This window comes from Chitinophaga nivalis (assembly GCF_025989125.1).
Taxonomy (GTDB): Bacteria; Bacteroidota; Bacteroidia; order Chitinophagales; family Chitinophagaceae; genus Chitinophaga; species Chitinophaga nivalis.
Genome location: NZ_JAPDNR010000001.1, coordinates 1,053,423 through 1,078,321 on the forward strand (window position 1 = coordinate 1,053,423; position 24,899 = coordinate 1,078,321).

The following is a 24,899-nucleotide window of genomic DNA, read 5'->3' on the forward strand; positions in this document are numbered from 1 at the left end:
TTAAATAGTAATGGAGCATACACATACTGCAGCAGGTCACGAAAATGCGCATGCTGATTCATCTACCAAAGGTATCTGGAAAACGTTCTGGATCCTCCTGGGTATCACAGTAGTGGAAGTTGGTTTGGCATTCTTACACCTGGAAACAGGTTTCCCGAGCAGACTGGTGCTGAATGGTATCTTTATCATCCTCACCATTTTCAAAGCCTTCTTTATCGTGGCGGAGTTTATGCACCTCGGGCATGAAATCAAGAACCTGATCATGACGATATTAATGCCGCTCCTCCTGTTCGTATGGTTTATCATCGCTTTCCTCTACGAAGGTGATTCCTGGAAAAACATGAGAAACGACCTGAGACCAGGTACGCCGATTGAAACACCTAAAGCCACTCCGAAAGAAGCTGGACACGGACACTAATTTTATCTCATTTTTAAATTATCAGGATCATTTCTCGCAGGGCTTTATTAGGAGTTTTATTGGCAATACTGGTGCCGCTGGCTGGTTATCTGATTGTAGATTACTATGGTAAAAACGTAGTACCTGTACCCGCCTACTTCATTCCGGAAAGGGTAGACACCATTACGAAAAATGGCCAGGTAACCTACGATACGGTTTTCCATCAGATCAAAGACTTCGAAATGACCAACCAGCTTGGTCAGAAGGTAAGTCTGAAAGACATGGAAGGAAAAGTACTCCTCGTTGATTTCTTTTTCACCTCCTGTCCCAGTATCTGTCCTACGCTGACAAAAAACCTGCGGAAAATACAGAGTGCCTACGTAAAGAATGATTCTTTATTACAGATACTCTCCTTTTCAGTAGACCCGGTAAGGGATTCGGTAGATAAGTTGCGCAAATACGCATACGACTACCAGATAAATCCCGACAACTGGTGGTTGCTGACCGGCGATAAGAAAGAGATTTATGATCTGGCCAGACACGAATTTTTCGTTTCTGTAACAGAAGGAGATGGTGGACCGGATGATTTTGTACATACCGAAAAACTGGTACTGATCGATAAAAACAAGAACATCAGAGGTTATTATGATGGACTTGATTCCAATGCAGTGGTAAGATGCGCCAGAGATATCGCTACCCTGCACCTGGCGAAAGACAGACACCGGCCCGGATTTGTGCAGTTCCTGAAAAAACTGTTCTCCGGAAACTGATAAAATATTTATAGTGAAAGGTGAATAAGGAAAGGGTGTTCACCTTTCTTTATTCACCTTTCAGCATTTAGTGCATCATGGAATTGAAGAATAAAAATCTCAACACGCCTATTACCATCGTATCCATTGTTATTCCGGTACTGGTAGCGTTGTTGTTTATTTTGCCCAAACCAGATTTCCATCCTGGATTTGATATCAGAATACTTCCCTTGTTTCATGCGATTCTGAATTCAGCTACAGCAGTGTTGCTGGCGGCCAGCCTGTACTTTGTTAAAAACGGTCAGGTGAAAGCCCATAAAATAGCTAACCTCATCGCAGTGGCCTTATCCGTAGTATTCCTCCTCTCCTATGTGACTTATCATTCCCTGGCGCCGGAAACGCGTTTTGGCGATCTGGATCACAATGGTGTATTGGATGCGGCAGAAAAAGCAACCCTGGGTGGTATTCGTTATCTGTATTATTTCCTGTTGCTCACACACATTGTACTGGCGGCCGTTATCGTGCCACTGGTATTATTCACCCTGTTGCGTGGTTTCCAGAATGATATTCCCCGTCATCGTAAAATAGCCCGTATTACCTGGCCGATCTGGTTCTATGTGGCAGTGACGGGTGTGATTGTTTATATTATGATTTCTCCCTACTACCATTGATATAATTAGGGAGATTTTTTAAGGTAGATGAACTAATTTTGTTGGATCAAATTACGATGCTATGAAGAAGTGGTATTTGTTATTGCTGGCAGGAATTTTAACGGTGATCAGCGGGCCTTTAATGGCGCAGTGTTCCCTGTGTACCAAAACAGCACAACAATTAGGTGAAGGCCCTGCTAAAGGATTGAACAATGGTATTTTAATGTTGGCATTAACGCCGCTTGCAATTATAGGCTTTCTGGCTTTTCGCTGGTGGAAAAGTAATCAGGAAGCCTGATCCGGCATAACCCTTAATAACAATGATTACCTACAGAAAAGCGGATATCGGTGATATCACGCAGCTGACTCATTTAAGGCTGCAATTTCTGAAAGAGGTATACCCCAAAGCTGATCTATCCCAGGACCCCGTGTTATTTGATCAGTTAACAGTGTACCTGCAGGAACATCTGCCCAAAGGCAATTTCGTAAACTGGTTTGCTGAATATGAAGGTAAACCGGTAGCCAGTGCAGGTATTGTGTTTTATAATCAACCCCCGCTATACCACAACCTGGAAGGTAAAGTTGGCTACATCCTCAATGTATACACCCTGCCCGACTATCGCCGCAAAGGCATTGCAAAAGTATTATTCGGTAAAATACTGGAAGAAGCCCGCGAACGTAACACCGGAAAAGTAAGTTTACATGCCAGCGAAGACGGAAGAGCCCTATACGAACAATTTGGCTTTGTAGCCGGAGATAATGAAATGACTTTCAGACTGACACAGATATAATCAGTTCTTCACATACAGACATACAACCACGTTATGCTTCGGAACGAAACATAACGTGACCGTTATACAAGCATTGTATAAAAAATTATGCTTCTTCTTCTCTCAATTCAAACTGAGAACAATCCACCCGTAAATCTGCCGGTTTGAGCGACGTTTTTATCAGGTTGCAATAGTGACCTCTTTTAACAGTGTAGAATTGACAATTAAAACACATGGGCTGTGTGTTAATTACCTCCTGTTGGTTGAGCTGATAAATCAGTTGCATCAGCTGCTCCAGTAATCCGCCCTGTTCTTTTTCAGATACAGTGGCTAATGTTTCCTCTAAAGGTTGAGCAAATTTCTCTACCTTCCTCGCGATTGCCTTGCCCTCTTTTACGAGATGTAAGGTGTGACTGCGGGTGTCTGTAGCACTTGGTTTACGGGTCAGATAATTTTTTTGTTCCAACGATTTTACCGCGTCGCTGATCGTCGCTTTGGTCATGTTGAAATACGATGCCAAAGAGGTGACTGTACGTTTTTCTTCCGGGTAGTGTAGTAAAAATGTAAGTACCTGAATTTGGATGGGACTTAACCCATACCTCGTGGCTTCTTGCCATAATAATACGCGAAACGCTTCAGATAAGCGTTCCAGCGCTGCCACTACTTTACTTGTTGTGTTTTCTGCCTGCTGCGCGGGGCTGAATGTGGAAACTTTCCCCATATTTTTCTTGCTGTCCTTATAAATTAGGACGGCAAGGTACAATATAATTATGGGCGTGTAAATAGCATATTAGTAATATCCTGTTGTTTCCGCGTAAAATAATTAATGACAACCTTCCAGTTCATGAATAAAGTATCCAAGTTGTTGTATTTGTTTTTCCCAGCGGGGAATGACTGCTGTAAGATGACAAAAACGACAATCCTTCGGCAGTACTGCCGGTGCTCCGGGCCATTTAGACTGCAGCCAGGCGTTACCAAAAAACAACACCTTTTCAAAAGAAGTCTCTTTTGTTACAATGATATCAAAATGCATATAGCCTCCGGCTCTTTTCTTTACATAAGTGTCAAAAACGGCAACTTCCATAAAGGATACATTTTGGATGCTAACGGAAACGGTTATATTAAAATGGCAAAGATTTCCCCTCGGGGTAGATCCACAACAATACGCTGAAACTGACTGCTTTAAACCATGCCTGATGCATCCGTTCTGTTTCATGCGGCGCATATCCGCTATGGTGCTGCAGAAAAAAACGTCCGGCCTCGGCAACCGGATAAATAAAAGTAGACAGATAACGCAGGTATACCAATGGCAATGGCTCCATATTGTCGGGCACATTTTTTAACTGTAGCTGCGCCGCTATTCTTTCTTCAAACTGCCACCATTGCTGGTTTTCTGTTCTCGTGCAAAGACTGTGCAGCCATTCCTGGAAACGCGGTCTTAAACGCTGGAGATATTCCAGATCCGGTTCTCCGTTTCTGGTGAAATAATGCGCCAGGTAATTGTTGTGCAGTATCTGCTCATACCATTTATGCAGGATGTCATCCGTATGGTCTGCCAATATATTACCGGCCATAACCAGGTATTGCTCATCCTCCTGGGTAAAAAGCAGCATGCGTTTAAGTTTTACCAACGTAAGCGCATCAATGACAGCAGAGGAAGTATCCGGTAACACAGTTTTTGGCCCAGGGTTACTCATACATACTTATTTTGGTTTTCATGTTGCAGGATCTGGTATTATGCAAATATAATGAGGCTTCCTAACTAAAAAAAGTGTGAGATAACGTATACGATTATGCGTAGGCCTGCTACATATTATTTAAATTTCATTTGAGATTATGATAGGAACACTATAGCTTTGGTTTATAGCAACTTAACAATCCTGCATGAAGAATATTATCTACCCTGTTAATCAACAAGGTTTACCCCTGATACCAGCTGCACCAGTACCTGCGGCCACAGTCACCAATACAAAGATGGGCATAGGCCGCTTGCTGCAGTTATATCTGCGGGCTTTGCTGACAGCGATCTTAACGGCCATCATAGCGATAGGTATCAGCGGACTGACAGACAGGTTGATGAGGTTTGCCTTCTACGGCCAGTGGGAAACGGGGGCAGAGAGCCCCGCTTATCATAACCTGGGGGCAGCCGTGATCCTGTTGCCGGTGGCTGGTTCCCTGCTATTGCTTTGGGCGGCTGTACGCAACAGTAACTGGCTGAAAATACCGGGTATGATCCTGGCTACGGCTACGGGTGGCTCGTTGGGAAAAGAAGCCCCGGCCATGCTGATGGGCGGGATGTTTGGCATCCTGTCCGGAAAAAAAGACCACTTCCTGGAAACGGAACAGTATACGTTATTTGTAGCCGGCGCCTGCAGTGGGCTGGCGATGTTGTTTGGAGCACCAGTAGCCGCTTTGCTGCTGGCGCTGGAGATATGGTTGCCTCAGTGGAAATGGCAACAGGTGTTACCGGCAGTGATAGGGGCCGCAGTGGGAGGCGCTGGGAATTATGTAATACACCATGGGAATCCCGTATTTCATTTCGGGGATGGTCCCGCATTCAACCTGCCGGCACTCGGTGTATATTTTTTTATAGGATTGCTCGCCGGGTTATTGGCGGGAGGTATTACCCGGTTATATCATGTTATACAACGGCTGACAGCCGGCAGCAGCTCCCGCAATAAAGGGTGGATATTGGCAGCGGCCTTGCTGACAGGCCTGATAGGCTATCTGGCGCCGGAAACATTGGGAGCAGGAGATGATTATATCAGCAACCTCTTAAGGGCACGTGTCACCTTGCAATTATTGTTTGTATGGAGTGTCCTGAAACTGGTGGCCTGGTTGTTTTTTGCAGGTGTGGCAAAAACCGGCAGCAGCATTACCCCGGTACTGATTACTGGCGGGGCAGTAGGACTGTTACTGGCTGTGGTAATACAATTGATATTTCCGGCTATTATCATTAACCCGGTCATGGCAGCATTGATCGGTATGTTCGCTTTGTTTGCCGGTACTTCCCGGGCGTTGCTGGCGGCGATAGCGCTGGGCCTGGAAACGACGCACCAGTGGCAGGCATCGCTGCCGTTAGTGGTGGCATGTGTGGCTGCATATAGTTTGGCAGTACTGGTGGGAAGAAAAAGAAACGTGGAAGCTGTCAGGTAATGCGCCGCAATGCCTCTCTCCTGCTGAGTGGCGCCAGGTCATGACTGTTGACAAAACGAATGACACTGGCCGGATTTACTTTACCATATTCCCGCAATGACCACCCGATCGCTTTCTGAAGGAAAAATTCCTTTGATCCGGCGCATTGCAGAATGTAACGATATAATAACTGTTCGTCGGTATCCTGCTTATAACCATGCTGGAAAATGAGGGCCGACCGCTGTAGCCAGATATTTTCACTGTTGATCCAACGGTCGGTAATGCCAGGTTGGTGGCTGGCAAATCTTTTGAGCCACGGGCCGGCCAGACAGGAAACGATACCGTCTACTGTATCCCACCACGACTGATGGGTAATCATGTACTCAAAGAGATGAATATGTGCGTCCGTCCACTGTTTATGCGATAGCTGCATGAAGTCGATCGCTGCGTGATGATATTCTCTTTCGGGAAGTGCCCACAATGCTTTGATGAGTGCCGGCATCTGTTCAATGGGCGGCAGGCCATGCAGGGCTTTTAGTTCCTTATTCAGCTGACGGCGTACGGGAGTAGCAATGCCGAGATGCTCAAACTGATTCCGCATGTATTGTTTCATGGCGACAGCCTGGTCAGGATTGGCCGCGTTGGTGTAGGCTTCCCTGATGTACCGGAGGTAATCCATACCATTCAGCTTTTAGTATTGATATAACGATAAAGGTTAAACGATTTTTCCTCCAGCAGGGCTTGAATTTCTGACTGCAGTTGCTGTTTGCTGAGGTCTTTCATACGACGGTACTGAATAAGCTGGTATGCTTTTTCGGTGAGCAGTAGCGTATGTCGCTGGTGTTGATGTATGGTTTCCTGGTGATGTTGCTGTATGGCAGTAGTGATTTCGTGTATCCCTTCCCGTTGTGTAGCAATAGATTTGATAACCGGAATTTCCCAGCCGCCGTTATGCTTGCTGTGGGCCAGTAACCGCAGGTTTTTAACAAAAATGTCCGCATGATCCCGGTCAGATTTGTTGACAACAAAGATGTCTGCAATCTCCATCAGTCCGGCTTTCATGGTTTGTATTTCATCGCCGGCTTCGGGTACTACCACTACAATGGTGGTATCGGCAATACCGGCAATTTCCACTTCACTTTGTCCTACGCCTACTGTTTCAATGAAAAGATAGTCAAAGCCGGCAGCTTTGATGATATCGCTGACTTCAATGATTTTCGGGCTTAACCCGCCCAATGCGCCTCTGCTGGCCATAGAGCGGATAAATACCTGTGGGTGGTTGAAGTGTTGCGACATCCGGATGCGGTCGCCCAGCAGGGCGCCGAAATTAAAAGGAGAAGAAGGATCTACGGCAATGATGGCAATTTTTTTCTGTTGCTCCAGCAGATGGGTAATCAGCGCATTTACCAGGGTGCTTTTGCCAGCGCCGGGAGGGCCCGTGATGCCTACCACCTTGGTATGGCTGGTAGCGGGTAACTGTTCCAGCAGCTGCTCATAGCCGGCTGCTTCATTTTCAACCAGAGAAATACACCGTGCCAGTGATTTAATATCTCCTTTCAACAATCCTGCTGCTAATGGCTGGTACATGTATGCTCACTTTAATGAACCAAGTATTCCAATATTCCTTTTTCTGCTTTTATTTTTTTGCTGCTCACAGCGGCCTTCACCAATATACTGTTGGCCTGATGTTTACCCCTGGAATTTTCCCGGTGGTACAAATGGAAAGCTACGCCGCCCATTTTGATAAATTTTTTGCGAACGCCTGCATTCAGCAGCCGTACCGCAATATCATTGTCTTCCATGCCCCAGCCAATAAAGTTCTCATCATATCCGTTGACAGTGATCAGGTCTTTTTTCCAGAAAGACATATTGCAGCCTTTTACATAATATTTGTATTTGCCGCCTACTTTATACCGCGTTGATAAATAACGGGTGAGCGGTGCAAAGCGGACCGCATTGAAAAAATGACTGAAAGGAGTAGAAGTATAACTGATAGGAATATTTGGATCGCGGAATAATTTGGAGGTGGTATTAGACGAAAGCAGGGCCCGGCTACCGGTGATGAAATAACCTTCTTCCGCTATAGACATATGATCTTCAATAAAATGTTTATCAAGAATAAGATCCCCGTCGATCTGGATAATATAATCCGAAGACGACCGGGCAATGCCCTTATTCCTGATCTTTGCCAGCCGGAAACCGTTATCTTCCTGCCAAACATGAATAATGGGTACGGGGAAATTCTTCTTCATATTAAGAATTAATTCCCTGGTTTCATCTTTGGAACCATCATCCGCTATAATTACTTCATCCGGCAGGATAGTTTGTGTTCTAATACTGTTAAGACATAAAGCTAAGGCTGCAGGCCAATTGTATGTAGAAATCAACAACGATATTGTAGATGTGGCTGTTAGCATGTTCGCGAGTAAGTAGTAATGTTATCTATAAAGGTATTTCTTTTATTTAATATATAGGTATGATTGCCCCAATAAGCAGATTAAGCGGCCTATATGACGGGCGATTTTTTAACTTTAGCAAAATAGTACTCATTAAGATGACCAATTTCATTTCCATATTTCCGCTCAGCGTAGTTGTTTATCCCGGAGAGCAGCTGAATCTACACGTTTTTGAACCACGATACAAGCAGTTAATTATGGAATGCATCGCGGAAAATAAGCCTTTTGGCATTCCCGCCGTGGTAGAAAAAAAATTAATGGAATATGGCACCCTGGTACAGATTGAAAAAGTAGAAAAAATTTATGACAATAAAGAAATGGATATAGTGACGCGTGGCCTCAGTGTTTTCAGGGTTCTGGAGTATGTAGGCGACATACCTGATAAGTTGTATGGCGGAGCTATTGTCAACTACCCGGAAAATAATGAATCGGGTAATGCCAGGCTGTTGAAAGAGGTGCTGCATGGGGTACGGGAACTGCATGCCATTCTGCAGGTGCACAAAACATTTAAAAAAGAAGATACCCGGCTCACTGCCTACGATCTGGCCCATCACGCAGGACTGTCGCTGGAAGAAGAGTATGAGCTGTTGCACCTGTTTTTCGAATCTCAACGGCTGGAATACCTGAAACGCCATCTGCACAAGGTGATTCCCATGATGGCAGAAATGGAAAAACTGAAAGAAAGAGTGAAACTGAATGGCCATTTCAGAAATCTTTCTGCAGATGACCTGTAATCTATGCAAATGCTTGACAGGCAATAGTTTTAGCGAATAAATACAGGAACTTTAACGCGCTTTTAACAGGGCGTAATTTGGTTTTTTTTGCTTCCCGCCGTAAAAAATAGATATTTGCAGACCCATATTTTCACTGGATAAGGGCTTAAACTCAATATCTGATTCTAAATGCATTGGACAAAAGTCAGTATTCTTTGCTTGTTGGGAGGTTCTTTCCTGCTGGCAAATAAAGCTAGGGCACAGGACAACTCACCGTATTCTCGCTATGGATTAGGAGATCTGAACAACAACCAAAACACGGTAAACCGTGGAATGGGAGGTGTTTCTCAGGGGTATAGTGATCCGCAATCTGTCAATTTTATTAATCCGGCCAGCTATTCCAGCTTATTACTCACAACGCTGGATATCGGCGTTGAAGCCGGTGCCAGAACAATTACAGATAAAGGGAACCGTTTCAGTTCCGGATTTGGTACCCTCTCTTACCTGCAGATCGGTATTCCGCTCCGGAAAAAATGGGGGCTGAACCTGGGCTTACGCCCGGTTACCCGGGTATCCTACAATATCCAGGAAGGAGTAAATAAAAACTTCTGGGGAGATACCACCACCTTGCCACTGGCCAACAGATACCAGGGCAGCGGCGGACTTTATCAGCTCTATGCCGGTACCGGTGTGGGGATTGGTAACTTCAGCATTGGGGTAAACGTAGGTTATTTGTTCGGTAGTCTGGAAAATAACACCCGTGTTATTTATCCGGCAGGCGACATCTTCTCTTCCCGGAACATGACCCGTACCAGCTACAACAGTTTCTTCTATAAACTTGGGTTGCAATACAGAGCTAAACTGAATAAGGATATGGACCTCACATTGGGTGCTTCCGGAAGCCTGAAACAGGATATGAATGCCAAAGTAGAGAAGTTGCAGGAAACATTGACCTACAATGCCGGCAGCAATGACTTTACTGCAGTAGATACTACCCACTACTCTACCGGAACAAAAGGAACGATTGTATATCCACAGGAGTTTGCCGGTGGTATTATGCTGCGTAAATACGATAAATGGCTGGTAGGTGTGGATTTTAATACCAGTAAATGGAGCGAGTACTCCAATTTCGGCGCTAAGGACTCTTCCTTCCAGAATGCCTGGAAACTGGCTATCGGCGGACAGTTTGTACCTAACGCCGCTGCTTTGAGCGGTTATTGGAACCGGGTTACCTATCGCCTGGGTGGCTATTACGGTATGGATTACCTGAAACTGGGCGGAAAGGATATGCCTATTATGGGATTCACTATAGGCGCCGGATTACCGGTACGCCGTATGGCTTACTCCAACCAGTATAGCATGGTAAACCTGGCGTTTGAAGTTTCCCGCCGTGGTACCAACCAGACAGCGTTGAAGGAAAATCTTTACCGGGTATCCCTCGGCTTTACCCTCAGCGACAAATGGTTTATCAAGCGCAAATACGATTAATGTTTTCGACATACGGAAAATAGTAGTGAAAGTGGAATGCGATAAAAAAAGCATTCCACTTTTACGTTTTAGTCCGCCATCGTATATTTGAAAAATATTTTAATAGCGCTCCTCCGGGAGTATAACTGATGATTAAAAGAGCACTCTTATATACGCTGATGACTGTAGCCGTTTGTAGCTGCGAAAATGATATCAACGCCGTCATGGAGTTTGATTCAAAGAAAGCTGCTACAGAAAACGGAGTGGATATTGTGACCATCTTCAGCCAGAACGGGAAGGTGAATGCTAAGCTGACTGCGCCTACCATGGAACGGAGCCTGGATAAGCCCTCTTATGTGGCTTTCAAGAACGGGCTGAAAGTTTTCATGTACAACGATACCCTGGGGCTGGAAAGTACCTTATCTGCCAAAAAAGGCAGATACCTGGAAGATGAAGGCAATGTGTATTTATCTGACAGTGTGATTGTCATTAATAAAAAAGGCGAACGCCTCGATTGTAATGAACTGAACTGGGACCCAAAAAGAAAAATCTTCTATTCCACCAAGGAAGTATTTATCAAAACACCTACCGACTCGCTGCATGGCTGGGGACTGGAAGCCAATGAAGACTTCAGTGAGAAGAAAATTCTCAAGGTAAGCGGTCCTATTACTGTGGAAGACAGCACCGCTGTGATGAACTGATAACTTAACGTTTATGTATAAACGAAAGAACCCCACCTTATGCAGGTGGGGTTCTTTCGCTTTAACCTATTTTTTAACCTAAAATTTGTACAGATAAAACCAATAACTATGCCAGTTTGTTCACATATGACCGGATTTGCCTGGGTTATTTAAAGCTGGATAAAATCAGGTATGAACGGCGCTGATCCTTTATGGATGTATACTTGAAAAGTGCCTGGTTAGAAAGAGGTTATCAACTTACGTATACCCGTTACCGGTAATCCGGGGCGGAGGATGATATGCCTGTTCCCGATCAACGGATATTTTTTTGTCTTGATCAAAATGATATTTTCATTATTGATAAATTTTTTTATATTTAAAAAAAGAGAGGCGCAGATGGAGCAAATTACCTGGCAGGATTTCGAAAAAGTAGAAATGAGAGTAGGAACAATCATTCAGGCCAATGATTTTCCAGGAGCACGTAATCCGGCCTATCAACTGCAGATCGATTTCGGACCGGAATTAGGCATTAAAAAATCTTCCGCACAGATTACCCGTTTATACCAACCGGATGAATTAATTGGAAAACAGGTCGTAGCGGTGGTCAACTTCCCTAAAAAACAAATCGCCACTTTCATGTCAGAGTGCCTGGTACTCGGTGTGGTAGGAGAAAACAAGGATATAGTGTTGCTCAAACCCGATAAGCCGGTAGAGAATGGTTGGCGTATAGCATGATAATTTTATTTTAACGGAAAAGAGAGGCTTGTAATTATCTGTTTATCATTTTAATATAAATAGATAATTATTTAGATTCTTTATATTAATAATATTATATTTTATTTAATATAATAAGATATTATCTATTATCCTGTTTTCACGAACAATAATACATCGTTCACGGAAATGGAAGCCGGAACAAAATTTAGCGATATATCTTTGTTCTAGGTTTTTCATAGGATATGGTTAAAATTATTACAAGGGCGGTATTCTTACCACCCTTTTTTATTTATATATCCTCATGTGTCCGCTATTATTGCCTGTTGTCCACGTTTCAGTGGTTACTCGCTTACAATCAATTACTTAAGTTGGAATTCGCGGTGCAGACTGCGATGAGAGGGGTATTTCACTGATATGCGTTTACCCTCCTAATCGCTACGTTCCCCGAATAAAATGCATCGTTCACTAAAATGGACAACCGCGGTTAACTAAAAACAATCACCTTTGGTATAGGTTTTTCAATAAAGATATGGTTAAAATTTTTCGGGGCTGTAGTCTTGCAGCCCTGTTTCTTTTTTTATACCTCCCAACTGTATCTGCTCACTCTGCTTACTACTGATAACAAATCACCTTACTGATATAAATGATATAAACATAAAGCGGCCCGCTTTTATGTAAAAGCGGGCCGCCGGAAATATCATGTCTTGCTACCTTATTTGGTAAAAGCTGTCGGATAAGGCTTGTCCAGCAGGTGATTGTAAATGAAACGGTAGATTTCACCGGAAGAATGTACGTTTTTCGATCCTCCCCATCCATGACGCTCGCCCGGATAGAGCATGAACTCAAAATGTTTATTCAGGTTCTCCAGTTTATCGATCAGCTGAATGCTGTTCTGCAGGTGCACATTATCATCCATGGTACCATGTACAATACGGATTAAACCTTTATACTGATCGGCATACGTCATAACGGAAGTGGCTTTGTAGCCTTCCGGATTTTCTGCCGGGGTATCCATGTATCTTTCTGTATAGTGGCTATCATACAATTGCCAGTCAGTAACCGCAAAATTGGCGATACCGTAGTTAAATACAGATGCGCCATAGGTAAGTGCCATACAGGTCATATAGCCGCCAAAACTGCCTCCTGTGATGCTTATTTTGTTACTGTCTGCCCATGGCTGAGAACGGAGCCAGCTGGCTGCATCCATATAATCTTCAATTTCATATTTACCCATCTGACGGTGGATGTAGTTCATCCCTTTTTTACCCAGATGGCCGCTGCTGCGGTTGTCTATAGCTACCTGTATTACGCCTTCCTGCGCCCACCACTGCTGTACAGGGGTGAATTTCCAGGTATCGTACACGGTACCGGAATTAGGGCCGCCATAGACACTGATCAGTATCGGATATTTTTTACCGGCTTCCATATGCAGCGGCATAATAATCGTCATCGGTAACTCCAGCCCATCGCGGGTTTTATAGGTTTTTAATTCCGCTTTGGCCACATTGTACTGGTCGAATTGCTGTCCTTTACTATCTCCCAGTTCCCGTACCACCTTCCCATTGTTGTCTATCAACGCCATTCTGGATGGTGTTTGCAGGTTGGAATAGGTGGTAATGAAATATTTACCGCCAGGAGCCATTTTAATGATGTTGTTGTAGTTGCCATTGGTTAAACGGGTAATGGCGCCGGATTTCATACTTACCTTGTACAGGTCAAAGCGGGAAGATGCTTCCTTACGGGCGGTAAAATAGATCAGCTGATTCTTTTCATCCATTTCCAGTACTTCCTTCACGGTCCAGTTGCCGGAAGTGAGCTGTTTTTTCAGCGAACCATCCATGTTGTACAGGTAAAGGTGCGACCAGCCGGTTTTATCGCTTTGTAACAGGAAGCCTTCATTATTGCGGAGGAAAGGTACGGCACGGAACCAATCGATCCAGGTAGCCTGCTGTTCATGATAAATTTCTTTTTTGGTGCCGTTCTCAGGACTGATGCTGAATATCTTCAGGTTGTCCTGGCCGCGGTTCATCCATTGCATCCACAATTGACGGCTATCTGCAGTCCAGAAAGGCGTTCCGAAATACTGGTCATCATTTTCGTTGAAGTCTGCCCACACGGTATTACCACCGGTAACCGGTACTACGCCTACCTTTACGGACGGGTTAGGGTCACCGGCTTTCGGATAACGGGTGTTTTCCAGGTAGCCATGTTGGCCTTTTTCACTATAGATCGGAAACACCGGTACTTTGGTATCGTTGAAGTGCATGTAGGCTATTTTCCGGCTGTCAGGACTCCACCAGAAAGCCCGGTAGCGGGTAGCACGGCCCAGGATTTCTTCAAAATACACCCAGGAAGACCAGCCATTATAAATAACGTCGGAGCCGTCCTGTGTATAGCGTATCTCTTTTTTAGTGGCTATTTCCACACTGTACAGGTCATTGCCGCGGGTGAAGGCCACATATTTTCCATCAGGCGAAAGGGTGGGATTTTTTTCTTCTGCAGCATCGTTGGTCAGCCGGATGCTGTTACCTTCCGCGGTGCGGTAAAAAACATCCTTCTCCTTTACTTCCACACTGGGGCCGTCTACCGGAGCCGTATAAATAACAGCGGCGCCGGTGCGGGCGTCTACTTTCCAGGCCTGGTTTTTACCATTGGCCGCGTCGGTACGCATTTCCAGGTAATGGTCGGCATCTGCCCACTCCCGGATAGCGGGCAGCGGTTTGCTGATATCGGCGGGCTGGTTGTTGAAGGCCTGATCGAAGGTCAGGTCCTGTTTTTGTTGCGCCTGCAGGCGTGGAATCATCATCAGCAGCAAAGCAGCGCTACTGATGCCGGTTGGCTTTAACCATGGTATACTTCTCATAATCTGTCGTGTATCAGATGGTTTGGTTTAGAAGATGTTGGCGGGCGAAAATAAGCATAACTGACGAATGGAGATAGCCCGGCGGGAATATTACCAAAGACACGCAGAAACCCTCCACTTATGCAGGAATTTCGTGCATTTGGCAATTAAGGCCGGAAATAGCAGTGGAAGCCGTTAATTTTAAAACGGTTTTCATAGGATATGGTCAAAAAATGAGAGGGCTGTAGTCTTACAGCCCTTTTTCCTTTTTTTGCATATCAATTTCCCACGTTTGCACGCCAATTTCCTATTTTTGCACTCCAATTGGCAATTACAACTTATTACATGACACAATTATCTGAGCAAGAGATTATACGCCGGGAAAAATTACAGGAGCTGCATAACCTGGGCATAGACCCCTACCCTGCGGCTGAGTATCCGGTTAATGATACTTCCGTGAATATAAAAACCAATTATTCGGAAGCAACAAAGGAACAATTCCAGGATGTTTGCCTGGCTGGCCGTATCATGAGCATTCGCGATATGGGAAAGGCTGCGTTTGCTGTTATCCAGGATAAGGCCGGACGTATCCAGGTATATATCCGCAGAGATGATATTTGCCCTGGTGAAGATAAAACCGGTTATGATACCGTGTTCAAGAAACTGGTAGACATCGGTGACTTCATCGGTATAAAAGGATATGCCTTTATTACCAAAACCGGCGAAACCTCAATACATGCCACTTCCGTTACCATGCTGGCCAAGGCGCTGCGCCCGCTGCCCGTGGTAAAATCTGTGGAAGGCCAGGTGTTTGACGAAGTAACAGACCCTGAGTTCAAATACCGTCAGCGTTACGTTGACCTCGTGATTAATCCGGAAGTAAAGGAAGTGTTTGTAAAACGCACCCGCATTATGCAAACCATCCGTGATTTCTATAATAACCTGGGTTACCTGGAAGTGGAAACGCCCATCCTGCAGCCTATTCCCGGTGGCGCTACTGCCCGCCCGTTTGTGACACATCACAACGCGCTGGATATGCCGCTGTATATGCGTATTGCCAACGAATTATACCTCAAACGCCTGATCGTAGGCGGTTTTGAAGGGGTATATGAGTTTGCAAAGGATTTCCGGAATGAAGGGATGGACCGTACCCACAATCCGGAGTTTACCGTAATGGAAATGTATGCTGCCTACAAGGATTATGAGTGGATGATGCATACGACAGAAACCCTGCTGGAAAAGATTGCCATCACCCTGCATGGCACTACTGCCGTGCCGGTAGGTGATAAAGTGATCGACTTTAAAGCACCTTTCCGTCGTGTAACCATGTTTGAAGCTATTCAGGAACATACCGGCTTCGATATCAGCGCCATGGATGAAGCCCAGCTGCGCGACGTGTGCAAACAGCTGAATATCCACGTAGATCCGAAATTTGGTAAAGGCAAACTGATTGATGAGATCTTTGGTGAGAAATGCGAAGGACACTACATTCAGCCTACTTTCATTACCGATTATCCGGTGGAAATGAGCCCGCTGACTAAAAAACACCGCAGCAAACCCGGACTGGTAGAGCGTTTTGAACTGATGGCCAACGGTAAGGAAATTGCCAATGCCTACAGTGAGCTGAACGACCCGCTGGATCAGCGCGCCCGTTTTGAAGAACAGGTACAGCTGATGGAGCGTGGAGATGATGAGGCGATGTATATTGACTATGATTTTCTGCGTGCGCTGGAATACGGTATGCCGCCTACCTCTGGTATCGGTATTGGTATAGATCGTTTAACCATGCTGATGACCAATCAGCCATCTATCCAGGATGTACTGTTTTTCCCGCAGATGAAACAGGAGAAACAATAAGCAACTGCTGATAAATAATAAGAATTACGGATTAGGCATTACAGTTAAAGCAGTAATGTTTAATCCGTAATTCTTTTTTATACAGTCCTGCAGCCTGAAAACAGGAAAATGGCATTAAATTTTCTTTAATCGCGATGGAAGCGTTCATTTACGGTGCCACATTCTTAACTTTAGAATGTTCACCTCGTATCTTAAAATTAGCCACATGAAAACAATTTTAGTTCCTACTGATTTTTCTGATACTGCCTATAATGCCGCTACCTACGCATTGGAACTGGCTGCTCAACTGGGTACTACCCGTATCATATTGTATCATGCATATGAGCTGATTGTACCCATTCCGGATATCCCTACTTCCGTACCCATGGTGAATCCGGATGATCTGAGGAGCGCCAGCCTGGAAGGCCTGGAGAAAATGAAAAAAGAACTGGAAGCCTTGTTGCCACTGAATACTACCCTGTTGATAAGAGCCGATAATACCCTGCTGGCTGCTACCATTGACGAGGTGTGCAAAGCGGAAGGCGCCGATCTGATTGTAATGGGGATTACCGGAGGCAGTAAAATGGAGGAAATCCTCGTGGGTTCCAATACCATTGATGTGGTGAAACATACAGTCTGCCCCGTGATGGTGATTCCTGCTGAGGCAAAATATGCGCCTATTCAAAAGATTGTTTTTGCCTGCGACCTGCGTAAAGTGGTGGATTCCACTCCTATAGGGCCGCTGAAAAAACTCCTGAATGTATTTAAGGCAGAACTGCATGTGATCAATATCGATCACGAAAGCAGGCATTTTACCACAGATACACCTTTTGAAACCCTCATGCTGGAAACATTACTGGAAGATTATCAACCCGTATATCATTTTATTGATAATCCAAATGTGGTACAGGGAATTGTGGAATTTGCCGAGGAAAATAATGCCGATCTGATTCTTACAATCCCCAAAAAACACGGATTGTTTGAAAGTATTTTCAAACGCAGCAGTACTTCCCGGCTGGCTTATAAAACGCATCTACCTTTGCTGACGATACATGAATAATTTTTACATTTGAAATACATCAATTTTATCTACACAACATGTTGAAAAGATCACTTTTAGTACTGCTGGGCTTTTTTTGCCTGCAGGCCAGTCAGGCGCAATTCCTGAACAAGCTTAGTAAAGAACTGAAAAAAGCGGGTATCACTACCGGTGATACCAGTGCTACCGGCACCAAAAATAAAGGCACCGTTTCCGCTGGTAGCCTGACGGAATCCGAAGCTGGTTCCGGTATTAAGGAAGCATTGGCTAAAGGATTAGCTGCCGGTATCGCCAAACTCAATAAAACAGATGGATTTTTTGGAAGTGAAGTATACAAAGTATTGCTGCCACCAGATGCCGTGAAAATAGGTAATACCCTGCGCGCCGTAGGACTGGGCAGTCAGGTGGATCAGGCGATTCTGCAGATTAACCGCGCTGCGGAAAAAGCAGTAGGTTATGCTGCGCCGATCTTCGTGAATGCCATTAAACAAATGACACTTACCGATGCCTTGAACCTGGTGAGAGGTGGTAATAATTCTGCCACGGAATTTTTCAAAAGCAAAACCTCCAACGACCTGAAAGCGGCTTTTTCGCCGGTAGTAAAAGGCTCGCTGGATAGCACCAGCGCCACCCGGTATTATACAGATATTGTAACCACTTACAACAAGCTGCCTACTACCTTCAATAAAGTAAATCCGGATTTACAGGACTATGTAACCACCATGGCGGTAAATGCCCTGTTTGATCAGATCGGGAAAGAAGAAGCGGCTATCCGCGCTAATCCCGCAGCCAGAACAACCGATTTGCTGAAGAAAGTATTTGGTTCAAAGTAATCACAAGCAGCATACAGTCAGGTAATGTTGTTGCCTGACTTTGCTATATAAAAAAGAGCGCGAAGAGTTGATCTTCGCGCTCTTTTTTTAATCCTGAAAATATCGTTGCCCGGATGTTTATCTACACGGTGCCTGCCAGCAATATCTGCCACGCAGCGCCTACTTCTCCCCTGTCCAGCAGTTGCTGGGCATACCGGTGCAACTCTTTCTCCATTTCTTCCGGCGTGATGCTGTAATACTGAATAATATTTTTAAGATGATCATCACTGAAAGTGGCATCTACAAAAGGTACTTCATGCACATTGCCCAGTAGCCCCAGGTTGTTGCCGGTGAGTATGGAACTGGTTCGGATGGCTAACGGTAAGGCATCTACGCCAATACCCAGCTGCGTGTTGGGTTTGGGTACTTCAAATACCGCACTGCCGGAAGCCCGGCAGTAATAGTCTCCACCCATGCGGGCTACCAGGTCTATTTTATGTGGGTCTATTTTTCCTTTGGCATCCAGTACTTCGTCGTTAACGTGCAGCATAACGGCTTCACATATCACGAGATTGCCGGCACCGCCATTGGGGCCTGTTTCAATCACCTGTTTCACCACACATTCTATTTGCACCGGACTTTCCTTTACCCGGAAAGGTTTGATCTTTTCAGATGGTAAAGCCGTAAATCCGGCCTTTTCAAATTCATTCACTCCTTCCGGATATTCGCAGCTGGCCAGTGAGGTTTGTTGTACCATGGCATAGCTGACAACATTGATGACTACTTCCTGGGTGGCATAAATGTTTTCCAGTGTATGCTTGACCGTATTGTCGCGTACCCGGCGGGCCGGTGAAAAGATGAGGGTGGGCGGATTGGCGCCAAATACGTTGAAAAAGCTGAAGGGCGACAGATTAGGTCTGCCGTCTTTATCCAGGGTGCTGGCAAAACAAATAGGCCGGGGAGATACTGCTCCCAGCAGATAGGCATGCAGCTCGCTGGTTTTTACCTGAGATGGATCAACCTGCATGGTTATACGTTTTTTTTCAGGGCAAGGATGGAGAAATCAGTATCTTCTTTCACAATGGTATTGGATAAAACACCCAGTCCTGCTATTTCCATTTCCACTACGTCGCCGGGTTGCAGCCATTGTTCCGTATAGTTGGGATCATTTAATTTACCGGTGCCGTTCAGCTCCAGAAAACAGCCGGTACCTACCGTACCACTGCCTATTACATCGCCGGGAAGTATATTGACGCCATAGGCGCAGCGTTCTACAATTTCAGCGAATGTCCAGTCCATATCGCCCATGTTGCCTTCACTTACCTGAATGCCATTTACTTTACACGTCATTTTCAACTGATAGTTGTTGCCGGTATGGCCTGGTTTGGCTGCTACTTTATAAGGTTCCAGTTCATCTGGTGTTACCAGCATAGGGCCTATTACCGTGCTGAAATCCTTGCCTTTGGCAGGTCCCAGGTTTAATTTCATTTCTTCCATCTGCAGGGTGCGGGCACTCATGTCGTTCATGATCATGTAGCCGCCGATATAATCATCTGCTGCTGCTGCCGTAATATTTCTGCCGGCTTTACAGATAACGATGGCTACCTCCAGTTCGAAGTCCAGTTTATCAAAATGATCGGGCATGCAGTGAATGTCGCCAGGGCCCTGAATAGCATTGTGGTTGGTGAAATAGAAAATGGGATACTGATCGAATTCGGGAATCATGTCTACTTTCCGGTTGCGGCGTGCTGCGGCCACATGTTGGCGGAAAGCATAACCATCACGGCAGGAAGTAGGGAATGGTACAGGGGATAACAGTTGTACATCGGTTACAGGGATGCCATGGGCAGATCCTGGGTTTTTGCCGGATTTTAACAGGGCATCTGCCTGTTGGGCAATGGTAATCACATCTTCCCACATCATCAGAAACATGCCCATATTGTTGGGTAAATCAGGATGAAGCTCCTGGGTATTGTATAATAATCCGTCAACCAGGATTGCCAGCTGGTCTGTTTCTTCTCTTAAATAACTTACAAGTTTCATGTTTTGGTCTTGTTCTGGGTGTATGAATAATCAAATATAAGCATGCAGTATTTATTTTTCAGATAAAACATTTTTCCCTGTATGCCTTGTTCCGCCTCATTTTGCGCTTATTGGCCACTCTAGCTGTTTTGATCGTTTGGGTACAGATAGCCGGGATACTTTTTTTCTGCAGCGGGATAGAATTTTGTATAGATCTATAGAAAATCCGGTCTGGCAGATGAATATATTTTATATTTAGGATCAGATGTTATCAACCACCATGCGTAATTTGTTGTTATTCCTACTGTGTAGCCATCTGTGCATCGCACAGGCACAGCCACGTACAGACAGCCTCCTGAAACGCCTGATTTACCGCGCAGCTTCGCCGGCGCTGCAACATATCCTGCAACATCCCGATTCGTTTCGTTATCAGCTTATTTACACGCAAATAGACCGCGATGCGGACAATACGCCGCACTTTAAAAACCATTACCTGGCTGTAGATGCCGATAAATATTTTAATCCGGCCAGCACGGTAAAAATGCCGGTTGCATTACTGGCGCTGGAAAAACTCAGGGAGTTACAGATCCCCGGTCTGAATGGCGATACGCCTATGTTTACAGACAGTGCATGGAGTGGGCAGGTAACCGTACATACCGATAGCAGTGCCCGGAATTACCTGCCTTCTGTTCATCAGTATATCAAAAAAATATTCCTGGTTAGTGATAACGATGCCTATAACCGGCTCTATGAGTTTGTGGGACAACAGACCATCCATGAAAAACTATGGCAGAAAGGATATCGTCGCACCCGGATTGTAAGACGTTTTATGCCCCTCACAGAAGAGGAAAACCGGCATACCAATCCTATCAGATTCGCAACAGGTGGTAAAGTCATTTACAGCCAGCCGGCGGCTTATGATACCCTGACGTTTGACTTCAGTAAACCACACTACATCGGCAATGCCTATCTCGACAAAAACGAACGACTGGTATTACAACCCATGGACTTTACCCGGCATAATAACCTGCCCGTGGAAGACCTGCAGCAACTCCTGCAATCGGTGCTGTTTCCGGCATCGGTGCCGGCGGGACAGCGGTTTAATCTGACGGCGGCAGATTACCGGTTCCTGTATCAGTACATGTCGCAGTATCCATCAGAAACATCCTCTCCGAAGTACGATACAACGGAATACTTTAACAGCTATACGAAGTTTTTTCTGTTTAAGGGCGCCGGCCACGATATACCGCCGCACATGCGGGTGTTTAACAAAACAGGCTGGTCATACGGCTTCCTGACAGACGCGGCCTACATCGTTGATTTTAAGCGGGGCATCGAGTTTATGCTGACCGGTACGCTGTATGTAAACCGGGACGGTGTTTTGAATGATAATAAATACGAATATGAGGAAACCGGGTATCCTTATTTCCGGGAAATCGGAGATATTATTTACCGGTATGAACAACAGCGTAAAAAGGCCCACCAGCCTGATTTGAACACATTTAAAATCGACTACGGGAAATGACCGTCCGGCTATAAAAATTATTTATAGCCTTATAGGAGAGTAAACGAAGGGCAATCGATTTGAAGGTTGTATTTTTGCAGCTGTCATGATAGGGTGTATCCATAAATATGCACAATTTTTGATGTGTCCTATCGGGTTATAAGAAGGAAGGTTTTATTCATTTCCCCTACTGGTTAAAAAAATTTGGGAGCTATGAAGTTTGAAAAGATTAAGAACAAAGGGCAGGCAAGGTTATTTGAAAGCAGATACCTCGAGATGCTGACTAAAACGCATCCATTGGTGATCTGGGGCATGTATATACCCATTATCAGTTACATGTTGTATTATAGTCATGATACACTGGGGTATAAAGTAAGTACAGTTGCACTGATATTTTTTGGTGCTATGTTATTCTGGTCATTTTTTGAGTATATCATGCACCGGTTTATGTTTCACTTTACCAGTGACAAGCCCAAAGTTCAACGATTTATTTATGTAATGCATGGTAACCACCATGAGTATCCGCGGGATAAACAACGGTTGTTTATGCCGCCTGTTCCAAGCCTGATACTGGCGTCTGCTATATTTGGTTCACAATACATTTTCCTGCGGGAGATTACATTTATGTTTTTCCCCGGATTTATATTGGGTTACCTGATTTACGGTAGTATGCACTACGCTATTCATGCCTGGAATCCTCCTTTTAGGTTTATGAAACCGGTATGGCGCAATCATCACCTGCACCATTACAAAAGTGACGAAAAAGGCTTTGGCGTAAGTTCTTCCGTGTGGGACCGGGTATTTGGAACCGGCTTCGATCTGGATAAAGAAAAAGAGGATAAAGAGAAGGTAAAGGAACTGATGTTTTAATAAAGCTATACAAAACAAAACGGCCGTAAAATCTGATTTTACGGCCGTTTTGTTTTACCATCTTTCCTCATCATCCGGCAGGTCCTGTTGTTTGAACGCTGCGCGGGAGGCTATTTTTTGTAATTGTCTGTCAATGATCAGCGCGGCCACCGCTTTATAGGGCTCTTCGCCGGAGATGGCGGCATCCTGCAGGATCAGCCGCACTTTATTTTCGGCTACATCTATCCGGTACAGCAGCTGTACAAATTGCCCGAAATCCTGGTTAATTAAGGTCGCCAGCCGTTGCGCGAGCAGTTCCTGCAACTGTTCATAACTAACGTTGTCAGGTACACGTACCGAAAACTCCTGCTGCGTCCAGCCAGCAGCTTCCTGTAGATAAAGTGCAGGAACAGCAGCCATTATTTCATTTGTTTTATTTTATAGGAAGCGTTGGTGACGATTTTCACCGGTACTTTCAGGTCCCGTTTTAACCTTTTGGCCTTATTGGCTTTATAGGTGTAATCACCGTTCATCTCTGTATTCTGTACACATATACTGGGCAATCCGCTGCTGCGGTTGACGAGATAGTTGGAAGAGGTCGTGCCGCTTATTTCTGCCGTAGCTTTGATATCGTCTTCCAGTGTCAGCAGTTGTACCTTATCGGTTTTTATTTTAGCGGTACCGCCTATTTTAGCCGTCTGGGTATCCCAGGTTTGCAGGTTCCAGTATAAGTCCACGCGACCTACAAGTCCGCCCCGCATTGGTACATTTTCTTCCCACTGCGTACCGGTTTTGATACCATGTGGCGGATACATGATGAGCAGCTGTTCGAGCCAGCTCCGGAAAGCTTCGGCGCCAAACTGATCTTTCATCAGTTTTTTGTACGCTTCCTGTTCGTTGGGTTTCAGTTGACTGAAAGCGCTGGCGGCATCTTCCAGGATTTCGTCCAGCCCTGCTATTTTATTGATAATACCGGTTACCTGAATCTCAACGGTGAAAGGTTTGTCCAGCATGTTTTTCAGGCCTGCCTGAAAAGGTTCCTTATCGTTGGCCACTTTTGCATCCACAAAAATGTTCTGGTTCTTGGCGTTGAAATTGAATTTAAGTTCTTTATAACGGAAGGTTAGAATTGATTTTCCCGGAATAATATCGGTGACATCTATGCTGATAATATTATTATAGTCACGGGTGGTACGTTGGGTGACTTCGTTCACAGTCATGTAGGTTTCGCTGCGGCTCTTTTGCTCCAGTTCAAACAGTTGTCCTTTGCTGAAATTGTAGTTGAGTCCTACATATTCCTGCCCGATAGCCGTAAAGGTCAGGGTGATGGCGATGGTGATCAGTCCCAGAAATTTTTTCATTACTATGTTTATTAGATCAAACGTATTTTTCGATCACCCCCAGGCCGAATAAGGCAAAGTCATATTTGGCAGGATCGTCCGGATCCAGTTTTTTTAACTGGTGCGTGAGTGCTGTGGCTGTTTTCCAGTCGGCTTTGGCTTCCGGAATCAACCCCAGTCTGGCGGCTACCCTGCTAACATGTACATCTACCGGACAAATAAGCTGCGAGGGGGAGATGTGTTGCCACAGCCCAAAATCCACGCCATTTTCATCTTTTCTGACCATCCAGCGTAAATACATGTTCAATCGTTTGCAGGCAGAATTCCTGGCAGGCGTAGATATGTGCTTACGGGTTCTTTCCGGATGTTCCAGTGCAAAGAATACTTTGTGAAATCCCAGCAGGGCCTTTTCCACGTTTTCATCCTTTTCCGTCAGATGCCCGCTGAAGGCAAATTCCAGGGAAGTAACGTTGGTGTAGTAGTGCTGGAGAAATTCTACGAAATAGAGCAGGTCCAGTCCATTAAAGGTACGGTGGCAGAAAGACATCAGTTTCATCCGCTCTCGTGGCTGGTGATGCCGGATATAGTCGTAGGGCGAATTATCCATCATCTTCATGAGCTCCGTACACTTTTTAATAATACTGGTGCGGTTACCCCAGGCTAATACGGCTGCAAAGAAGCCGGCAATTTCAATATCCTGTAGTACGCTGAACCGGTGTGGGATACAGATAGGATCATTGGTGATAAAGTCCGGGTGATTGTAATACGCGGCTTTTGCATCCAGGAAATCCTTTAATTGTTGGATCTTCATATTAGTTAATCACATAATCACCGCAAGCCTTTTTATACCAGGTAGGCTGGTATAAAAAGGCTGTGGATATGGTATGGGTAAAAGGTTACTCCTCGTAAAGATAATTTTTA

The 24,899-nt window shown here is 45.0% G+C and carries 27 protein-coding genes; 15 read left to right on the forward strand and 12 right to left on the reverse strand.

Translation table 11 applies throughout. From position 1 onward, the window contains the following. The first annotated feature begins 10 nt into the window (after positions 1-10). From OL444_RS04325 to OL444_RS04345, 5 genes are all read left to right on the forward strand, one after another. Complete coding sequence (locus OL444_RS04325) at positions 11-418, forward strand: cytochrome C oxidase subunit IV family protein (protein ID WP_264734463.1); 408 nt, start codon at positions 11-13, stop codon at positions 416-418. 59 nt (positions 419-477) lie between these two features. Next, on the forward strand, positions 478-1,167 hold the full coding sequence (locus tag OL444_RS04330; protein WP_264734462.1) for an SCO family protein: 690 nt from the start codon (positions 478-480) through the stop codon (positions 1,165-1,167). A 77-nt stretch (positions 1,168-1,244) separates the two neighbouring features. After that, positions 1,245-1,817 (forward strand): DUF420 domain-containing protein, encoded by a 573-nt coding sequence (locus tag OL444_RS04335; protein WP_264734461.1) that lies wholly within the window; start codon positions 1,245-1,247, stop codon positions 1,815-1,817. 61 nt (positions 1,818-1,878) lie between these two features. After that, on the forward strand, positions 1,879-2,094 hold the full coding sequence (locus OL444_RS04340) for a CAMCR motif-containing small membrane protein (RefSeq protein ID WP_264734460.1): 216 nt from the start codon (positions 1,879-1,881) through the stop codon (positions 2,092-2,094). A gap of 22 nt (positions 2,095-2,116) precedes the next feature. Further along, a complete protein-coding gene (locus OL444_RS04345) occupies positions 2,117-2,587 on the forward strand; it encodes a GNAT family N-acetyltransferase (RefSeq protein ID WP_264734459.1) in 471 nt (156 codons plus the stop codon). Positions 2,588-2,672: 85 nt separating this feature from the next. On the opposite strand, the gene OL444_RS04350 is transcribed toward OL444_RS04345, so the two are convergent. The 3 genes from OL444_RS04350 to OL444_RS04360 form a co-directional block, all read right to left on the reverse strand. Beyond that, positions 2,673-3,287, reverse strand: a complete 615-nt coding sequence (locus tag OL444_RS04350) for a MarR family winged helix-turn-helix transcriptional regulator (protein WP_264734458.1) — start codon at positions 3,285-3,287, stop codon at positions 2,673-2,675. A gap of 102 nt (positions 3,288-3,389) precedes the next feature. Continuing rightward, positions 3,390-3,650 carry a DUF2024 family protein gene (locus OL444_RS04355; protein ID WP_264734457.1) on the reverse strand — a complete coding sequence of 87 codons (261 nt, stop codon included), beginning with the start codon at positions 3,648-3,650 and terminating at the stop codon, positions 3,390-3,392. A 37-nt stretch (positions 3,651-3,687) separates the two neighbouring features. Then, a complete protein-coding gene (locus OL444_RS04360) occupies positions 3,688-4,263 on the reverse strand; it encodes a protoglobin domain-containing protein (protein ID WP_264734456.1) in 576 nt (191 codons plus the stop codon). A 187-nt stretch (positions 4,264-4,450) separates the two neighbouring features. Between OL444_RS04360 and OL444_RS04365 the strand changes: the two genes are divergently transcribed. Then, positions 4,451-5,722, forward strand: a complete 1,272-nt coding sequence (locus OL444_RS04365; RefSeq protein WP_264734455.1) for a chloride channel protein — start codon at positions 4,451-4,453, stop codon at positions 5,720-5,722. Here the strand turns inward: OL444_RS04365 and OL444_RS04370 are convergent. Genes OL444_RS04370 through OL444_RS04380 form a run of 3 tightly spaced genes read right to left on the reverse strand, consistent with a single transcriptional unit; the run spans position 5,715 to position 8,118 of the window. After that, positions 5,715-6,380 carry a DNA alkylation repair protein gene (locus tag OL444_RS04370; protein WP_264734454.1) on the reverse strand — a complete coding sequence of 222 codons (666 nt, stop codon included), beginning with the start codon at positions 6,378-6,380 and terminating at the stop codon, positions 5,715-5,717. The two genes, OL444_RS04365 and OL444_RS04370, sit on opposite strands and share 8 nt — an antisense overlap. A gap of 5 nt (positions 6,381-6,385) precedes the next feature. Further along, positions 6,386-7,288, reverse strand: a complete 903-nt coding sequence (gene meaB, locus OL444_RS04375; protein ID WP_264734453.1) for a methylmalonyl Co-A mutase-associated GTPase MeaB — start codon at positions 7,286-7,288, stop codon at positions 6,386-6,388. A gap of 11 nt (positions 7,289-7,299) precedes the next feature. Then, positions 7,300-8,118, reverse strand: a complete 819-nt coding sequence (locus OL444_RS04380; RefSeq protein ID WP_264734452.1) for a glycosyltransferase family 2 protein — start codon at positions 8,116-8,118, stop codon at positions 7,300-7,302. 137 nt (positions 8,119-8,255) lie between these two features. On the opposite strand from OL444_RS04380, the gene OL444_RS04385 reads away from it, so the two are divergent. From OL444_RS04385 to OL444_RS04400, 4 genes are all read left to right on the forward strand, one after another. After that, entirely contained in the window at positions 8,256-8,891 is a 636-nt protein-coding gene (locus OL444_RS04385) for an LON peptidase substrate-binding domain-containing protein (protein WP_264734451.1), read from the forward strand. Positions 8,892-9,059: 168 nt separating this feature from the next. Then, complete coding sequence (bamG, locus tag OL444_RS04390; RefSeq protein WP_264734450.1) at positions 9,060-10,358, forward strand: BamG family beta-barrel-assembly machinery protein; 1,299 nt, start codon at positions 9,060-9,062, stop codon at positions 10,356-10,358. A gap of 128 nt (positions 10,359-10,486) precedes the next feature. Beyond that, on the forward strand, positions 10,487-11,038 hold the full coding sequence (lptC, locus tag OL444_RS04395) for an LPS export ABC transporter periplasmic protein LptC (protein ID WP_264734449.1): 552 nt from the start codon (positions 10,487-10,489) through the stop codon (positions 11,036-11,038). A 375-nt stretch (positions 11,039-11,413) separates the two neighbouring features. Further along, a complete protein-coding gene (locus OL444_RS04400; RefSeq protein ID WP_264734448.1) occupies positions 11,414-11,752 on the forward strand; it encodes a tRNA-binding protein in 339 nt (112 codons plus the stop codon). A gap of 694 nt (positions 11,753-12,446) precedes the next feature. On the opposite strand, the gene OL444_RS04405 is transcribed toward OL444_RS04400, so the two are convergent. Next, on the reverse strand, positions 12,447-14,597 hold the full coding sequence (locus OL444_RS04405; RefSeq protein ID WP_264734447.1) for a S9 family peptidase: 2,151 nt from the start codon (positions 14,595-14,597) through the stop codon (positions 12,447-12,449). A 324-nt stretch (positions 14,598-14,921) separates the two neighbouring features. On the opposite strand from OL444_RS04405, the gene lysS reads away from it, so the two are divergent. The 3 genes from lysS to OL444_RS04420 all read left to right on the forward strand — a co-directional run bounded on the left by lysS (position 14,922) and on the right by OL444_RS04420 (position 18,284). Then, positions 14,922-16,433, forward strand: a complete 1,512-nt coding sequence (gene lysS, locus OL444_RS04410) for a lysine--tRNA ligase (RefSeq protein WP_264734446.1) — start codon at positions 14,922-14,924, stop codon at positions 16,431-16,433. Between the two features lie 205 nt (positions 16,434-16,638). Continuing rightward, the gene (locus tag OL444_RS04415; protein WP_264734445.1) at positions 16,639-17,472 is read left to right on the forward strand and encodes a universal stress protein; all 834 of its coding nucleotides are present in this window, start codon (positions 16,639-16,641) and stop codon (positions 17,470-17,472) included. 38 nt (positions 17,473-17,510) lie between these two features. Next, positions 17,511-18,284: a DUF4197 domain-containing protein gene (locus tag OL444_RS04420; protein ID WP_264734444.1), complete on the forward strand. Its 774-nt coding sequence runs from the start codon at positions 17,511-17,513 to the stop codon at positions 18,282-18,284. A 121-nt stretch (positions 18,285-18,405) separates the two neighbouring features. Here OL444_RS04420 and OL444_RS04425 read toward each other — a convergent pair whose 3' ends face one another. Together OL444_RS04425 and OL444_RS04430 are read right to left on the reverse strand one after the other, a co-directional pair. Next, a complete protein-coding gene (locus tag OL444_RS04425; protein ID WP_264734443.1) occupies positions 18,406-19,290 on the reverse strand; it encodes a flavin reductase family protein in 885 nt (294 codons plus the stop codon). A 2-nt stretch (positions 19,291-19,292) separates the two neighbouring features. Further along, on the reverse strand, positions 19,293-20,306 hold the full coding sequence (locus tag OL444_RS04430; protein ID WP_264734442.1) for a fumarylacetoacetate hydrolase family protein: 1,014 nt from the start codon (positions 20,304-20,306) through the stop codon (positions 19,293-19,295). 244 nt (positions 20,307-20,550) lie between these two features. Here OL444_RS04430 and OL444_RS04435 point away from each other — a divergent pair, with 244 nt between their 5' ends. Then, a complete protein-coding gene (locus OL444_RS04435; protein WP_264734441.1) occupies positions 20,551-21,810 on the forward strand; it encodes a serine hydrolase in 1,260 nt (419 codons plus the stop codon). A gap of 192 nt (positions 21,811-22,002) precedes the next feature. Then, positions 22,003-22,659 (forward strand): sterol desaturase family protein, encoded by a 657-nt coding sequence (locus OL444_RS04440; RefSeq protein WP_264734440.1) that lies wholly within the window; start codon positions 22,003-22,005, stop codon positions 22,657-22,659. A 54-nt stretch (positions 22,660-22,713) separates the two neighbouring features. On the opposite strand, the gene OL444_RS04445 is transcribed toward OL444_RS04440, so the two are convergent. From OL444_RS04445 to OL444_RS04455, 3 genes are read right to left on the reverse strand one after another with little or no spacing between them, the layout of a single operon-like run. Then, positions 22,714-23,058: a hypothetical protein gene (locus OL444_RS04445; RefSeq protein ID WP_264734439.1), complete on the reverse strand. Its 345-nt coding sequence runs from the start codon at positions 23,056-23,058 to the stop codon at positions 22,714-22,716. After that, positions 23,058-23,999, reverse strand: a complete 942-nt coding sequence (locus OL444_RS04450; RefSeq protein WP_264734438.1) for a DUF6263 family protein — start codon at positions 23,997-23,999, stop codon at positions 23,058-23,060. The genes OL444_RS04445 and OL444_RS04450 overlap by 1 nt, the downstream gene beginning before the upstream one ends. Positions 24,000-24,015: 16 nt before the next feature. Further along, positions 24,016-24,789, reverse strand: coding sequence for a TIGR02757 family protein (locus tag OL444_RS04455; protein ID WP_264734437.1), 774 nt, complete (start codon positions 24,787-24,789; stop codon positions 24,016-24,018). Positions 24,790-24,899 lie beyond the last annotated feature (110 nt).